The 14,388-nt window shown below is 40.8% G+C and carries 14 protein-coding genes; 6 read left to right on the top strand and 8 right to left on the bottom strand.

All coding sequences use genetic code 11. From position 1 onward, the window contains the following. Window positions 1-10: 10 nt before the first annotated feature. From H5160_RS00545 to bioB, 7 genes are all read right to left on the bottom strand, one after another. Window positions 11-244 (bottom strand): hypothetical protein, encoded by a 234-nt coding sequence (locus H5160_RS00545; protein ID WP_259395086.1) that lies wholly within the window; start codon window positions 242-244, stop codon window positions 11-13. A 198-nt stretch (window positions 245-442) separates the two neighbouring features. Beyond that, window positions 443-1,306, bottom strand: a complete 864-nt coding sequence (htpX, locus tag H5160_RS00540) for a protease HtpX (RefSeq protein WP_182736359.1) — start codon at window positions 1,304-1,306, stop codon at window positions 443-445. A gap of 213 nt (window positions 1,307-1,519) precedes the next feature. After that, window positions 1,520-3,067, bottom strand: a complete 1,548-nt coding sequence (locus H5160_RS00535) for an FAD-dependent oxidoreductase (RefSeq protein ID WP_182736357.1) — start codon at window positions 3,065-3,067, stop codon at window positions 1,520-1,522. 123 nt (window positions 3,068-3,190) lie between these two features. Further along, entirely contained in the window at window positions 3,191-3,874 is a 684-nt protein-coding gene (gene bioD / locus H5160_RS00530; protein ID WP_182736355.1) for a dethiobiotin synthase, read from the bottom strand. Window positions 3,875-3,947: 73 nt separating this feature from the next. Beyond that, the gene (locus tag H5160_RS00525) at window positions 3,948-4,853 is read right to left on the bottom strand and encodes a methyltransferase domain-containing protein (RefSeq protein WP_182736353.1); all 906 of its coding nucleotides are present in this window, start codon (window positions 4,851-4,853) and stop codon (window positions 3,948-3,950) included. After that, window positions 4,850-6,001, bottom strand: a complete 1,152-nt coding sequence (locus H5160_RS00520; RefSeq protein ID WP_182736351.1) for an 8-amino-7-oxononanoate synthase — start codon at window positions 5,999-6,001, stop codon at window positions 4,850-4,852. Before H5160_RS00520 ends, H5160_RS00525 begins: the two co-directional genes overlap by 4 nt. A 10-nt stretch (window positions 6,002-6,011) precedes the next feature. Then, window positions 6,012-7,052 carry a biotin synthase BioB gene (bioB, locus tag H5160_RS00515; RefSeq protein ID WP_002961242.1) on the bottom strand — a complete coding sequence of 347 codons (1,041 nt, stop codon included), beginning with the start codon at window positions 7,050-7,052 and terminating at the stop codon, window positions 6,012-6,014. Window positions 7,053-7,147: 95 nt separating this feature from the next. Between bioB and bioA the strand changes: the two genes are divergently transcribed. The 6 genes from bioA to H5160_RS00485 all read left to right on the top strand — a co-directional run bounded on the left by bioA (window position 7,148) and on the right by H5160_RS00485 (window position 13,657). Next, window positions 7,148-8,449: an adenosylmethionine--8-amino-7-oxononanoate transaminase gene (bioA, locus tag H5160_RS00510; RefSeq protein WP_182736350.1), complete on the top strand. Its 1,302-nt coding sequence runs from the start codon at window positions 7,148-7,150 to the stop codon at window positions 8,447-8,449. A 159-nt stretch (window positions 8,450-8,608) separates the two neighbouring features. Further along, window positions 8,609-9,421, top strand: coding sequence for a hypothetical protein (locus tag H5160_RS00505; RefSeq protein ID WP_182736348.1), 813 nt, complete (start codon window positions 8,609-8,611; stop codon window positions 9,419-9,421). Then, window positions 9,422-10,462, top strand: coding sequence for an extracellular solute-binding protein (locus H5160_RS00500; protein ID WP_182736346.1), 1,041 nt, complete (start codon window positions 9,422-9,424; stop codon window positions 10,460-10,462). Then, window positions 10,462-11,961, top strand: coding sequence for an iron ABC transporter permease (locus H5160_RS00495; protein WP_182736345.1), 1,500 nt, complete (start codon window positions 10,462-10,464; stop codon window positions 11,959-11,961). The genes H5160_RS00500 and H5160_RS00495 overlap by 1 nt, the downstream gene beginning before the upstream one ends. Window positions 11,962-11,975: 14 nt before the next feature. Further along, on the top strand, window positions 11,976-12,992 hold the full coding sequence (locus H5160_RS00490; RefSeq protein WP_182736344.1) for an ABC transporter ATP-binding protein: 1,017 nt from the start codon (window positions 11,976-11,978) through the stop codon (window positions 12,990-12,992). Window positions 12,993-13,027: 35 nt separating this feature from the next. Continuing rightward, window positions 13,028-13,657, top strand: a complete 630-nt coding sequence (locus tag H5160_RS00485; RefSeq protein ID WP_024604311.1) for a Vat family streptogramin A O-acetyltransferase — start codon at window positions 13,028-13,030, stop codon at window positions 13,655-13,657. Window positions 13,658-13,661: 4 nt separating this feature from the next. On the opposite strand, the gene H5160_RS00480 is transcribed toward H5160_RS00485, so the two are convergent. Further along, the gene (locus H5160_RS00480) at window positions 13,662-14,096 is read right to left on the bottom strand and encodes an ATP-binding protein (RefSeq protein WP_002961231.1); all 435 of its coding nucleotides are present in this window, start codon (window positions 14,094-14,096) and stop codon (window positions 13,662-13,664) included. Between the last annotated feature and the right edge of the window lie 292 nt (window positions 14,097-14,388).

The following is a 14,388-nucleotide window of genomic DNA, read 5'->3' as shown; positions in this document are numbered from 1 at the left end:
ATTTATAAGCCTAGGCATCGGTTATTGTTACTTGGCAATTGTTATAACTGGCCGCTTGTTTTTGCGCAATATCTCTTACTCTAAAGTTTGTTGAGTCATTAGGAAGTATAATTAGGTCTTCGTCGGTTATTGATAGCGTATCGACTAGCGTGTTTTGATCTGTTAAAAAATCGACCTTAAACTTTATATTTTTAAAGGTGAAGTTTGATTCGTTTTTTACCTGCCCTATGCATGTAACATACAATGTATCGTTTTCATTTTTAGTGTTAATTTGGCTTACATTAGCGATTAAGTTTTTTTGTGCTAGCTTAAAAAAGTAACGATTTTATAATACAACACAATGCACTGTATATAAACACAGTGCATTAGATTTTAGCATTTTAACGTAAACATAAAAAAGCCAGCGGTTAAGCTGGCTTAGAATATTTACTAACTTACATAGTTACTTGCGTAGTGCGTCGATTCGCGCATCAAGCGGCGGGTGGGATGAAAACAGCTCAGCAACACCTTTGCCACTTGCAATACCAAAGGCCATCATTGAGCCTTCTAATTGCGAAGGATGGTTTTGCTTTAACCGCTCAAGTGCGGAACGCATTTTATCAGCACCAACTAGTTTTGCTGCGCCGCTGTCGGCTGCAAACTCACGTTTACGGCTGTAACTTGCAACCACTATGCTTGCTAGCACGCCAAATAATACTTGGAATAACATATCGAATAAGAAGTATGTCCAGCTACTACCGCCCTCTTCTTCATCGCTATTAATAAAATTATCTACAATGCCTGCCAGTACTTTTGCGGCAAATATTACAAAGGTGTTTACCACGCCTTGTATTAGCGTAAGCGTTACCATGTCGCCGTTAGCCACGTGCGATACTTCGTGGGCAAGTACGGCTTCGGCCTGATCTTTGGTCATGTTGTGCATTAAGCCTGTGCTTACTGCCACTAACGAGTTGTTTTTACTTGGGCCCGTTGCAAACGCGTTCATTTCTGGGCTGTCGTAAATAGCTACTTCTGGCATTTTAATACCTGCTTTTTGTGCTTGCGCAGATACCGTTTGTACAAGCCAATGTTCGGTTTCGTTTCGAGGCTGCGTAATCACATGCGCGCCTGTTGATTTTTTAGCGATCCATTTCGACATAAATAACGAAATAAACGATCCACCAAAACCAAATACTGTGGCTATAAGTAAAATTCCGCCAAGGCTACGATGGCTTAAACCCAGCGCACTCATTATTATTGAAAGCACTACACCTAATACCAACATAACCGCTAGGTTAGTTAATAAAAACAAAAATACACGTTTCATATTGTCCTCACAAAATTAATATTGATCACCGAACGCTTAAAATAAATTAGGTTAAAGCAATCACTACGTTATGACACACTATGTCATAACGTTAGCGCTATTCTGTGACAAACTATGTCATAACACAAGTGTTATTTATGTGTTTATTGATAATTTTTTTGAGAGGCGTTTTATAGCAAATTTAAGACTAAAGTTTCTTTATAAATCAGTTTATTACAAGCTGTTATTTAGCTCTGCCATATCAATTGGAAAACCACGCTCACCTGCTAATATGCGTGCAACTTCACCAATATTTTCGCAGCTATTGTGTTTAAGATACGACCATTGATGGCTACTGCGGTGATGGTTTACAGCAGGATCGCTGCTTATTATTCCTAATTTTATAAACTCAGACACTATTTGATCGGCAGCAATTAACGTTGACGATGCTTTGACATTTTCGGCCCGGGCATAACTAATAAGCGAATATAAACTTACATCGGCTACGCGCAAAGTGTCGTCATCACCTGGGATTTGTTGCCCGCCAAACAAGGCATTATTTTGAGTGTTAGCACTTTTAAACGCGGGTACAAATTCGGCTACATAATCTATTGCTGTTTGGTTACGTGTTTGCAATGCTGTTTTGTCCCACCCATCTTTAATATAGTCCAGGTATTTATCGGGGAGTTTAGGTTGAGCACTCATTGGTGTTGCATCAGCTAAGCCATCATTAAATAGCGTAATGTCGTTGGTCATGCCGTGTATTTGAAAATACCCGTTAGGGTAAGGCGTTAGCTGCGCCATGCCCTCTGGTGTGCCACGGTTACCGTAAATAATAATTTCGGGTATTTGCCCACCAGCACCTTGCCAATGAGTGATGTAAGAGGCTTTAAATTCAACCATGCGCTTTACATCTACCCCAACCAAGTCGTCAATAATACCGGTTTGAAAACCACACGCATTGATTAGGTAATCTACTTCAACGGTTTTACCTTCTAAACTTGGTTGTGTTTGGTATTCAATGTTCCACTTGGTTATTTGTTTATCAATCTTATTATTGGTAACAGGCGATACACTTTTAACGCATGTATTTGTTAAAACGTGAGCATGTTTATACTCGGCAAGCGCGAGTTGAGCACTGGCCGATAAACGAAATATATTCCAACCATATTCTTGTGCAACAATTAGCGGAAACTTTAGCTTATCTAAATCTAAATGCTTAGCCACGGGTATCATCCACTCATCTAACAACGTAGGCTTGGCTACTTGTTTTTGCTTAGCAAGCTTTAGCATTTGCTCGCGGCTATATAACTGATAATAATGCTCTGGCTCGCCTAATACTTTATTAGCGCAGTCTTGCTCAACAAGCTCGCTATAAGCTTTTACTAATTTATCTAAACGCGGAAATAAATCCTCCGGTGAGTCGTCGTCGCGCTTGGGTACAGCAAATACTGTAGGGCGAACATCGATGGTGTGAGGATAAAGGCGCGCTATATCTATACATTGCTTGAGTAAATCTATGCAGTCGTCGTCGGGTATTTCGCGATATAAGTTACCACCTGAATGCAAATGGCACATTGGCGGACCATCAATTAACGACTTTTTCTTTTCAAATACGTAAGTTTCTAACCCTAACGCAGCAAGCCTGATGGCTATTGTTGAGCCCGCTGTGCCCCCACCTATTATGCCTACGCGTTTTTTAGGTAAACCATTGTTTAGTGCTTTTGGCTCTGCACTTACGTGCGAATTTGGGGCGTAGCTTTCAATAAATGGGTGCGTCATATAGTCGTTATGTCCTTAGTAACATTGTTTTTGAGCAAGCTTTGTATTTATAAATGTTTATATGTGTACTAAGGCTGACTATTTCAATATTTACCTAAAAAAAGTAAATCTTTCTAAAACCGCTTAAGTGTTTATAGATAACGCACTAAGCAAGCTTTTGTATATTTGTAACTTAGGCGTTTGCTCGCTGTATGGGCTTATGGCAAGTATTGGAAACGGTAAACGTGCTTTGAGTGAATCTAGGTTTGCTTGGTACTCGTCCATATTTTTATCGACTTGGTTTGCAATCCAACCAACGCAGTTTATACCCATGCTTTGCATATGCGCAGCGGTTAGTAATGCATGATTTAAACAACCTAGCTTCATGCCAACAACAAGTATGACTGGTAGCTGCTCAGCCTTTACCCAATCGTATAAATAGTCGGTATTATTAATTGGTAGTGCCCATCCACCCGCACCTTCAGTAAGGATAATGTCAGCACCTTGTTGTTTTACGTTTTTATAAGCATCACTTAGTTTATCAACAGTAATACTCACCCCAACTTGATCAGCAGCTATGTGCGGTGCAATAGGTGGTGCAAACGCAAACGGATTAACTACATCGTATTTAGCGCTTACTGTTGCGCTTTCCATTAGTATTAGGGCATCAGCATTTACTAGCTGCTCAAACGCCATTTCGCAGCCAGCAGCAAGGGGTTTAAAGCCAATGGCTTGTTTTTTATGTTGGGCAAGTAACTTTAATAGCAAACTGGTAACGTGGGTTTTTCCGGCATCGGTGTCGGTGCCTGTTATAAAAAATTCTTTCATGCGTTGCCTTATGATCTGAATCTAAGTTTGGTTTAATTTTAAGTTTTAACTTAAGCAATTAATTGCTTAAGTTTTAACTTAAGCAATTAATCGCTTTTTTGTAATGGCTTTTTTCTAATGATAACAGCACCACATGATAAGACACACATGCTTTATTATTTATAAGCGGATACGCACTGCATACTTTTTGTAGCGCCGATTTGGTAAGTAACCCTTGGCGCGTATTGGTATGATTTTGCGTAGTTGCGCCAATAGCCTTAATTGAAGCAATAGCTTTTAAAGGTGTTGTGTATTTATCGGTGTAGATAAGTTTTTTAGCACTATTAATAGTAAAGCCTGCCTTTTGGACTGATTGGTTTATATGCTGTTCACTATTAAAAGTATTTATATGGCTGTTTGAATCAAGCGCGGCAAAGGCTGTTTTTATTTCGTTAAGTGATCCCTCTACCACAGTGCTTATGTACGCCCGCCCGCCTGGTTTTAATATACTGTAAAGCGATTGCATTAAAGCCGAAAAATTAGCAGACCACTGCACTGCAAAGTTACTGTAAATAACATCAACACTGTTTGCTTGTAGCGGTAAGTTATCCATATCGGCGCATATTTTGGGTGTGGTTAAATCACTACTTTGCAGCATGTTTAAGCTCAAATCCATGGCAATAACGCTTGCAAACATACTTTGTAAGGTATGCGTATTAACAAGCGGGCCTGCGCCTAAATCAACACAAAGCTTATTTTTATTAAAGCTTGGTTTTATGAGTGAAAATAGATCGCTCGCAGCATGTTTTTGTACATTTGCATGGGTGTTATAACTCGCCGCCGCTTTTGAAAACTTACTTTGTGTAGACTTTTTAAGCTCCTTGTTTAGCTCTCGATTTGGCTCCTTAATTAATTCTTTATTTGAATCGCTACTCACTAGGCACGGTTTTACAAGTTGTGTTTGCACTAGATCTGTTTTTAATACTGGCTGAGCAGTCATGCTATTGCACCTACTAAATGCTTAACTAAGTGCGTTATGTCTTGCTCGGTATGTGCGGCGGTTAAAGTAATGCGTAAACGTGAGGTGTTATGTGCAACCGTCGGCGGTCTAATTGCAGTGAGCCAAATACCCTGTTGTTTAAGTTTATCTGCCGCTTGTAACGTTTGCTCAGCACAACCTAATACAATGGGCTGTATGGCTGTATTTGATTCCATTACTGCAATATTATGGGTTTTAGTGAGTTGCTTAAATAATGCAATATTGGCATTTAGCTTATCGCGTTTATCATTGGCTGTTTTTATGTTTTTAATACGCGCAAGAGTGTGACTTGCCACAAGCGGCGACATAGCGGTTGAATACGTGTAATCGCGATTAAATTGCAGCATGTAATCAATAAACTGTTTACTGCCTAATACACACGCGCCACTACTAGCCACTGCTTTACCAAAGGTAATGACTAATATATCTGGCAGCGTTTGAGTAATAAACGCTTCGCAACTGCCCAAACCAGTTTTACCTAATGCACCAAAACCGTGTGCGTCATCAATCATTAGCCATGCGTTGTGCTGTTTTGCAAGTGCGAGTAATTCTTTAAGAGGCGCGGTATCGCCATCCATCGAAAATACGCCTTCGCTTATAATTAGCTTGTTTTGCGCTTTTGATTTTTCGAGCCGTGAACGTAAATGATTCATGTCGTTGTGATTAAAACGCACTAATGCCGCGTTTGAGTGCATAGCACCGTCAATCAAGCTTGCATGATTTAACTTATCTTGAAAAATAGCGCTGTTTTGCGCAGCGGCTTTATCTTGAAACAACGCTTTAATTACGCTGCTATTAGCGCTAAACCCTGAGTTAAATAGCATTCCTGCGCCATAACCAAATTGCTCACATAAGTATTGTTCAAGCGCTTTTTGCTGGGCCTGATAACCCGTAACCAATGCTGAGCTGTGACTCCCTAATGCGTGGGAGTCATTAAGATTAACAGCCACATCACCAAAGCCTAAGTAGTCGTTACTGGCAAAGTTAAGGTAGGTTTTATTATTAACTGTTATGGTGCGCGCTGTAGCGTGATGTACTACGTGGCGTTTACGAAGTAACGCACCTTGCTGGCGAGCCTGCAGATGCGTATTTATAAAATCAAAAGGCATTGATATAAGCCTACGCTTCGTAAAACAATTCAGAGGTTGCTTTGTCGGCTACTTGCGATGAAAGCGAGGCTTCAACTGCTTCGTCTGAATAGTCGTGACGTTTTTCTGGGTTCATGCCTAGTTTTTTAATTAGGTTCATATCGGCATCAGCGTCTGGGTTTTCGGTGGTAAGGAGTTTATCACCATAAAATATTGAGTTAGCGCCTGCAAAAAAGCACATCGATTGCATTTGCTCGTTCATGGCGTTACGCCCTGCCGATAAACGTACATAACTGTGTGGCATCATAATGCGCGCTGTTGCTATGGTACGTATAAATTCAAAGTGATCTAAATCGTCTACGTTTTCAAGCGGAGTGCCTTTAACTTTAACGAGCATATTAATAGGCACACTTTCTGGCTGTTGTGGCAAATTAGCTAGTTGCATAAGTAGTCCAAAACGGTCGCTTGCTTGCTCACCCATACCGACTATTCCGCCCGAGCATACTTTCATACCGGCATCGCGTACGTGGTCAATGGTATTTAATCTATCTTGAAAAGTACGGGTTGAAATAATTTGCTCGTAATACTCAGGTGACGTGTCAAGGTTATGGTTGTAGTAATCAAGCCCTGCGTCTCTAAGCTCATGGGCTTTTTCGTTTGTGAGTTTACCTAGCGTCATACAGGTTTCTAACCCTAGCTCTTTTACTTCTTTAACCATTTGCGAAATGTATGGCATGTCTCTGTCTTTTGGATCTGACCATGCAGCCCCCATACAAAAACGGGTAGCGCCTTTTTGTTTTGCAAGGCGTGCTTGCTCTACTACTTTTTCTACTTCTATTAAGCGTTCGCGTTCTAAATCTGTTCGGTAATGCCCCGACTGCGGACAGTACTTACAGTCTTCTGGGCAAGCACCTGTTTTAATTGATAACAACGTAGAAATTTGCACTTCATTTGGGTTGAAGTTAGCACGGTGAACCGATGCGGCTTTAAAAAGTAAATCGTTAAATGGCATTTCAAATAATGCTTTAACTTCAGCGTGGGTCCAATCGTGACGAACAGGTGCAAGTTCCATAATACTCTCTTATTTTTTTTCATAACGGTGATATTGGCTTAGTCTACGAGTTGAAGTACCATTGTCAACGAAGCCCACCAAGTTAAAGTTTACATATGATTAAAAAGAATACGATTGACCTTGATTTTGATCGTGAGCACATTTGGCACCCATATACATCGATGACTAAGCCAATTCCGGTATACCCTGTTACACATGCTAATCACAATATTATTCACCTCGAAACTGGCGAGCAATTAATCGATGGCATGGCCTCGTGGTGGAGCGCAATACATGGCTATAACCACCCTGTTATAAATAACGCCATGATTGAGCAAATTAATAATATGAGCCACATTATGTTTGGCGGTATTACGCATAACAGCGCGGTAGAGCTGTGCAAAAAAATAGTAAATATAACGCCGCCTAGTTTAACTAAAGTGTTTTTAGCCGACAGCGGATCGGTAAGTGTTGAAGTAGCAATAAAAATGGCGCTGCAATATTGGTTAAGCCAAGGCATTACAACAAAACAAAAATTAATGACGCCTTACAAGGGCTACCATGGCGACACCTTTGCAGCCATGAGCGTATGCGACCCCGTTAACTCAATGCATAGTTTATATTCAGGTTTTTTACCTGAACACGTTTTTGTGCCTGCACCGGTTAGTCAATTTGGGTTCGAGTTTAACCAAACTGAAGCCCAAGAGCTTGAAGAATACTTTAAAGCAAACCACAGCCAAGTAGCCGCCTTTATCATTGAGCCTATTGTACAAAACGCAGGTGGTATGAACTTTTATCACCCTGATTATTTAGCCTGCGTACGTAAATTGTGCACCCAATATAACGTACTGCTAATTTGCGACGAAATTGCCACAGGCTTTGGCCGTACAGGTAAATTATTTGCTGTAGAGCACGCCAATATAGAACCCGATATAATGTGTATTGGTAAAGCATTAACCGGCGGTTCAATGACGCTATCGGCCACTATCACTAGCGATAAAATAGCCATTGGCATAAGCGAAGGTGAAGCCGGTGTTTTAATGCACGGCCCTACGTTTATGGGTAATCCGCTTGCCTGTGCAGCGGCCTGCGCAAGTATTGATTTATTACTTGAACAAAACTGGCAACAACGAATAAAGCAAATAAACACACAGCTACAACAACTTAATAAATGCAGTGAACTAGATGCGGTTGCCAATGTGCGTACCTTAGGAGCAATAGGTGTTGTTGAACTGAACGAGGCTGCGGGCAATGTTGATGTTGCTAAAATTCAGGCTTATTTTGTAGTGCAAGGTGTATGGATACGCCCATTCGGTAAACTAATTTACCTTATGCCACCGTATATAAGTGACGACACAAGTATAAAAACATTGTGTGATGCCATTTACAATGCCATTAAAGGCAAGCATTACGCTTAATAGCTGGTAGTGAATACTGGTTATAGCGCTATTTGCTGTAACCTACCGCTACATTTAGTGTTTTTATCTATTAAGCGAGTTTGTAGTTATTGATCTCGTTAATCATTAGCTATATGATAATGTCTATCATTTACAATTACCTTTTTGGACTTCTTTGCTATGAAATTACTATTTAAACCAGCCAAAACTTTAGGTGCAAGCCTTTTACTAGCCTCGGCGTTTATGGCTCAACCAGTATTAGCTAACGGCCCTATTGGCGAGCATGTTAATCATCTACAAGCTAACCTCAAAAGTTACGCAGAAGAAGTAGAATGGATGGTAGGCAAAGTTGATACCATGGTAAGCGACTACGATACTAAAGGCGCAAAATCTGTAAAAACTGATGATTTAATTGAATATTGGGAATCAGTTAAGTTTCACAGCGCAATAGAAACTAACTTTGTACCAGTATACGCTTCTATTTGGCAGGGTCTTTATGGCGTAAAAATGGCCATTGATAATAAAGAGCCTGCTGATGAAGTTCGTAAACAGCAAAAAGCGATGAACATAGCCTTGTGGCAAGGCCTTGGGGCTGTTAAGCTTGCTGCAAAATTCCAGCAAAAAGGCTTGTTAGACACTGTAAAAGCAACCGCTACAACTCAAATGACACAAAGTGCCACAATTGATGAAATTAAGCACAAATTAGACCGTGTAGTAGCAAAATTTGCTGAGCGTTTACGAGACGAAGCAACTGAAATTGTTCACGATACTTATCTGCACCTGTTTGAAGGCGTTGAAGGTACACTTATTGAACAAGATGCAAAACTAGTTGAAGTGCTGGAAAAAGACTTTAACGTAACACTGCCACAAGCAATTAAAAACAGCAAAAGCGTAGATGAAGTACGCGATGTGATCAGTGACATGCAAACAAAATTAGACCGCGCTAAGGTTTTAATAGAAAAAGCCGAAAAAGCACGTAAGGATGTATTTTAAGTGAAGCGTAGGACCTTTATTCAAGGCCTAGCCGCGTTAGGGGTGGTTGGCTCATTGCCACTGCCTCTTTCTCGTGCGCTAGCCGCTGATATAGCAAACCCTGTTTCTGTTGACGATTTACCAAAGCTTAAAGGCGAGTTAACGCTTTATTTAGGCCGAGGCGAAGGTGGTTTGTATGAAAACGTATTACAAGCAATCCAGAAAAAAAATCCAGACTTTAAACTCGGTATACGCCGAGGTCCTACTGCTGCTTTAGCAAATACCATTGTTGCAGAAGCTAAAGCTGGCGTTCGCCGCGCTGATTTATTTTGGGCGGTTGATTCAGGCGCAATTGGTTTAGTAACCGATGCTGGCCTTGCACAACCCATCCCAAGTGATTTATCTGCTCAGTTACAACCACAATTTAGATATAAAGAGTGGGCACCAGTAACTGGTCGCATTCGTACATTGCCATATAACACGTCGCGTTTGACTAAAGAGCAAATTCCAACAAGTATTATGGAAATTGCCGACAGCGATTTAAGTATTGGTTGGGCACCCGCCTACGCTTCTTTTCAATCGTTTGTAACCGCAATGCGAATTTTAGAAGGCGACGACAAAACCGCTAAGTGGCTTAAAAAGATTCAAAAACGTGCTAAAACATACGCCGGCGAGCTAGGTGTTGTTATGGGCGTTGAGCGCGGTGAAGTTGATATTGGTTTTGCAAATCACTATTACACTTTGCGTTTAAAATCTGGTAAGCCTGATGCCAAGCTAGATTTAGCATTTACACAAAATGATGCGGGCTGTTTAGTTAATGCATCGGGTGTATTAGCGCTTAACGACGATCCGCTTGCAACTAACTTTATGCGTTACTTACTAAGTAAAGAAGTACAGGGTTACTTAGCCAGTGAAGCGTACGAAATTCCGTTAGTAAATGGTATTACCCAACCTGAGGGTTTACCGTCACTTGCTAATATTTCTCCACCTAAAGTAGATTTAACACAGCTAGCTGATTTACGCCCTACTATAGATTTGATGCGAAGCAGCGGCGTATTGTAATGAAAATACCTGCCTCTTATCCAATGGCGCTGCTTGCAGCGCTTGTTGCGCTTACCCCTGTTTATGTATTAATTGTGCTTGCAAGCGATGCAAGCTCAGTGTTTGACACCCACAATCTTCAAATTTTAGGTAACACGTTATCGTTAATGGGTTTAACGGTACTCGGATCTATTTTAATTGGTGTGCCACTGGCGTTTATTAGCGCGTATGTGCATTTACCATTTAAAAAGCTCTGGCTGGTTGTATTTGCAGCCCCACTGGCAATTCCCAGTTATATTGGCGCATTTACACTTTATGCTGCTTTTGGCCCCGGTGGCGAAATAAATACCTTAACAGGAATAGAAACACCATCAATGTATGGCCTAACAGGTGCCGCCATTGTAATGACGCTTTATACCTTCCCGTTTGTAATGATGACAACTCGCTCATCCCTACTGAGCCTTGACGCAAGCATGGTTAATGCCGCACGAACGCTGGGCATGTCGATGACGCAAAGTATATTTAAAGTTATATTACCGCGCGTAGTTAACGGTATTGCAGCAGGCTCATTGTTAGTCGCGCTTTATACGTTATCAGACTTTGGCACGCCGGCAATGATGCGCTTAGATACCTTTACCCGCGTAATTTACGTTGAATACAATGCCTTTGCGTTAGGACGCGCTGCAATGCTTTCACTTCAGCTGATGGTTATTGTCGGTTTTTTACTTTTAGTTGAATCACAAATAAAAACAGCACCTGAGCGCCATGGTCGTCCGTTAATTTTATTTCCAAGTAAATTACAGTTAAGTGCCATGTTTGTTACGTTTGCACCTGTTTTACTACTCGCTATTGGCTTGCCTTTGGCTATATTTTCACTTTGGTTAGCTCGCGATGGTTTTAGCTCATTTGATTTTAATATTGCATGGAACTCTACGTATGCATCGGGTATTGCGGCAATTGTAGCCGTTATCGTTGCGATCCCTGTTGCACATGCCGCACTGAATGGAAAAGCGGGTCGTATAATGGAGCGTGTTACTTACTTTGGTTTTGGTATTCCGGGTATAGTAATGGGCACAGCGCTTGTTTACGGTGGTTTGCAGTTGCCGTTTTTATATCAAACACTGGGATTGCTTATTATTGCTTACATGCTGCGATTTTTACCACTTGCTGTAGGCTCTGTTAGAACAAGCACCGAACACTTAGATCCAAGCTTAGTAAAATCTGCGCGCGTATTAGGGGCAAGCCCACGTGAAGTATTTACTCGCATAACACTACCTTTAACTATGCGCGGTATTATTGCCGGTGCAGCACTGGTGTTTTTAGAGTCAATGCGCGAACTAGAAGCCACGCTCCTACTTGGACCAACAGGGTTTGAAACCCTCTCTACTTATTTATGGCGTGTATACGAAGCGGGCTATTTTGGTCGCGCCGCTATTCCTGGATTATTGTTAGTAGTGATATCTGCCTGCGGGTTAGCTATTATGATGTCTGGCGAAAAACGCAACCAGTTTGAACATTAAGGATTTAAGAAACAATGCTATCTGTAAGTCAGTTGTCTATAGATTATGGCAGTAACCGCGTAGTAAGCGATTTAAACTTTTCGCTGGGTGAAAACGAAATCCTTATGCTTGTAGGGCCAACAGGTTGTGGTAAAAGTACAATTTTACAAGCCCTTGCTGGCCTTATACCTATTAGCGAAGGCGAAATAAACACGGGGAAATGGCGCGCTACTCCCAAATTAACACTACCTCCTGAAAAACGCAGTGTAGGTATGGTGTTTCAAGATTTTGCGTTATTTCCGCACTTAACCGTACAGCAAAACATTTGCTTTAGATTAAAAGATACAGCCCCTGCTGAGTATTGGATAAACCTACTTGGACTGAGCGATTTTAGAGATAAAAAACCAGCAACACTTTCTGGCGGACAAAAGCAGCGCGTTGCACTTGCGCGTACCCTTGCCCACCAACCTGACTTTGTATTACTTGATGAGCCGCTTTCAAACTTAGATGCTGCCCTTAAAGACATGCTTCGCTGGGATATTAGAAACGCACTTAAAGCCGCTGGCGTACCGGCGATTTGGGTAACACATGACCAAGAAGAAGCACTCTCAGTTGGCGATCGTGTTGGTGTGCTAAAAGGCGGCAAAATTCAGCAAATTGACACGCCAGAGCGCTGCTTTAGCACGCCAAATAATCGCTTTGTGGCACGCTTTTTAGGTGAAGCCAGCTTTATTAGCGGCCAATTTAGCCAAGTGCAAGCCACTACCTCAATTGGTAATGCGCCCGCTCATGGCGTTGACTGTGAAAGTGGCGACGTTGATGTACTACTTCGACCAGACGATGTGTTACTTGTACAAAGCAGTGTTGGCAATAACGGCGAAGTAATTTGGGTACGTTTTGAAGGTGGCAGCCGCTTGTGCGCTGTAAAACTTGCGTGCTCTACGGTTGTAACTAGCCGAGTAAGCCATGAAGTTGTGGTAAACCCAGGCGACGAAGTGCATGTATCACTAAGTACATCGCACCCACTAGCGGTTTATAAATCTATAGATTAATATCTATACCTAACTCAAAATTAAGAGGAAACCCCATGAACGGACCAAACCCCAATAATCCTTCACCAATGGAAGGTTTTCCTCAAGTAGGTTTTTTAAAAAACTATATTACTTCTATCAATATTGAAGTAGGCGATTATACATATTATGACGATCCTGATGGCCCTGAGAATTTTGAAAAAAATGTGCTTTACCATTTCGATTTTATTGGGGATCGTCTGATCATAGGTAAGTTTTGTGCGATAGCTAAAGACGTTACTTTTATAATGAATGGCGCTAACCATCAAACTTCTGGATTTTCTACTTATCCATTTTTTATATTTGGTAATGGCTGGGAAAAATTTGTACCAAAATCAAATGATTTACCCTTTAAAGGCAATACAGAAATTGGTCATGATGTTTGGATTGGTTATAACGCTACAATTATGCCCGGGGTAAAAATTGGCAGCGGCGCTATTATTGCCAGTAAATCAGTTGTTACCTGCGATGTACCTGCTTATAGCGTTGTAGGTGGAAATCCCGCTAAAGTGATAAAAACCAGATTTGACGATAAAACAATTAATACGCTGCTAGATATAGCTTGGTGGGATTGGAGCAATGAAAAAATCACTGCTCATTTAGATGCCATTACACAATGCGATATAAAAGCCTTATCTAATCTCTAAGTGATTACCACTCAAACATGTAGGCCATTTTACTTATAGTTTTTAGCGGCACATTATGTGAGTTTCGTTTAGCGTATAGGTGCTGCATAGCTTTGTCTTTTACTTCACCCACTATCACTTCTTTTACTTGATAACCTAAAGCAACGGCAGCTTGAGAGTAAGCTATAAATTCCCATTTTTTAATATTGGTGTTATCTACAATCACCAATGGAATGCCTTGAGCAAGTGCATTTATAAAGCGCGCCAAATTTAAATTATGAAATTGTGGTAACTTAAATTTATCAAAATGATATTCGCCCTGCTCATTATTAAAGTAATCATCAGTTGAGCAAATTAGATACTGACTTTCGTCGGCTCCACCTAATTCGTCAGCAAGGCTTTGCGCGTAGTAAGACTTACCACTTCCTGGTAGTCCTCGTAAAATAAAAACTTGTTTCATAGCATCGATTTTTTAAGGGTGAATAAATATTAATTTAGTTTGGATGTTAATAATGCCACAAAATCATTAAATTTCAGAGCAACAAATCATAATAGTGGCAATTAAACTCTAAAAACTGTTTAAAAATAAACCGCATGCATAAAAACTTTTAAAGAGTTGCCCACAATAGTTTTTTTATTTAACTTTACTAGGTAAGATACAGGGTTCAAGTGCAGCACCGTTTATGTGCAATTTATGCCCGAGTGTTGCGCACAGTTAAAATAAAATAGTTAGGCAACTTATATCATTGGAG

Origin of the sequence: Pseudoalteromonas sp. SG43-4, from assembly GCF_014164325.1 — a bacterium.
Taxonomy (GTDB): Bacteria; Pseudomonadota; Gammaproteobacteria; order Enterobacterales; family Alteromonadaceae; genus Pseudoalteromonas; species Pseudoalteromonas distincta.
This window is presented reverse-complemented; position numbering and strand designations above follow the sequence as displayed.

Excerpts from the sequence above, each read along its gene's own strand:
- H5160_RS00535 (WP_182736357.1), bottom strand. The coding sequence starts at position 3,067 with ATGACGCACCCATTTATTGAAAGCTACGCCCCAAATTCGCACGTAAGT.
- H5160_RS00525 (WP_182736353.1), bottom strand. The coding sequence starts at position 4,853 with ATGACTGCTCAGCCAGTATTAAAAACAGATCTAGTGCAAACACAACTT.
- bioA (WP_182736350.1), top strand. The coding sequence starts at position 7,148 with ATGATTAAAAAGAATACGATTGACCTTGATTTTGATCGTGAGCACATT.
- H5160_RS00480 (WP_002961231.1), bottom strand. The coding sequence starts at position 14,096 with ATGAAACAAGTTTTTATTTTACGAGGACTACCAGGAAGTGGTAAGTCT.
- bioB (WP_002961242.1), bottom strand. The coding sequence starts at position 7,052 with ATGGAACTTGCACCTGTTCGTCACGATTGGACCCACGCTGAAGTTAAA.
- H5160_RS00485 (WP_024604311.1), top strand. The coding sequence starts at position 13,028 with ATGAACGGACCAAACCCCAATAATCCTTCACCAATGGAAGGTTTTCCT.
- htpX (WP_182736359.1), bottom strand. The coding sequence starts at position 1,306 with ATGAAACGTGTATTTTTGTTTTTATTAACTAACCTAGCGGTTATGTTG.
- H5160_RS00495 (WP_182736345.1), top strand. The coding sequence starts at position 10,462 with ATGAAAATACCTGCCTCTTATCCAATGGCGCTGCTTGCAGCGCTTGTT.
- H5160_RS00490 (WP_182736344.1), top strand. The coding sequence starts at position 11,976 with ATGCTATCTGTAAGTCAGTTGTCTATAGATTATGGCAGTAACCGCGTA.
- H5160_RS00520 (WP_182736351.1), bottom strand. The coding sequence starts at position 6,001 with ATGCCTTTTGATTTTATAAATACGCATCTGCAGGCTCGCCAGCAAGGT.
- bioD (WP_182736355.1), bottom strand. The coding sequence starts at position 3,874 with ATGAAAGAATTTTTTATAACAGGCACCGACACCGATGCCGGAAAAACC.
- H5160_RS00505 (WP_182736348.1), top strand. The coding sequence starts at position 8,609 with ATGAAATTACTATTTAAACCAGCCAAAACTTTAGGTGCAAGCCTTTTA.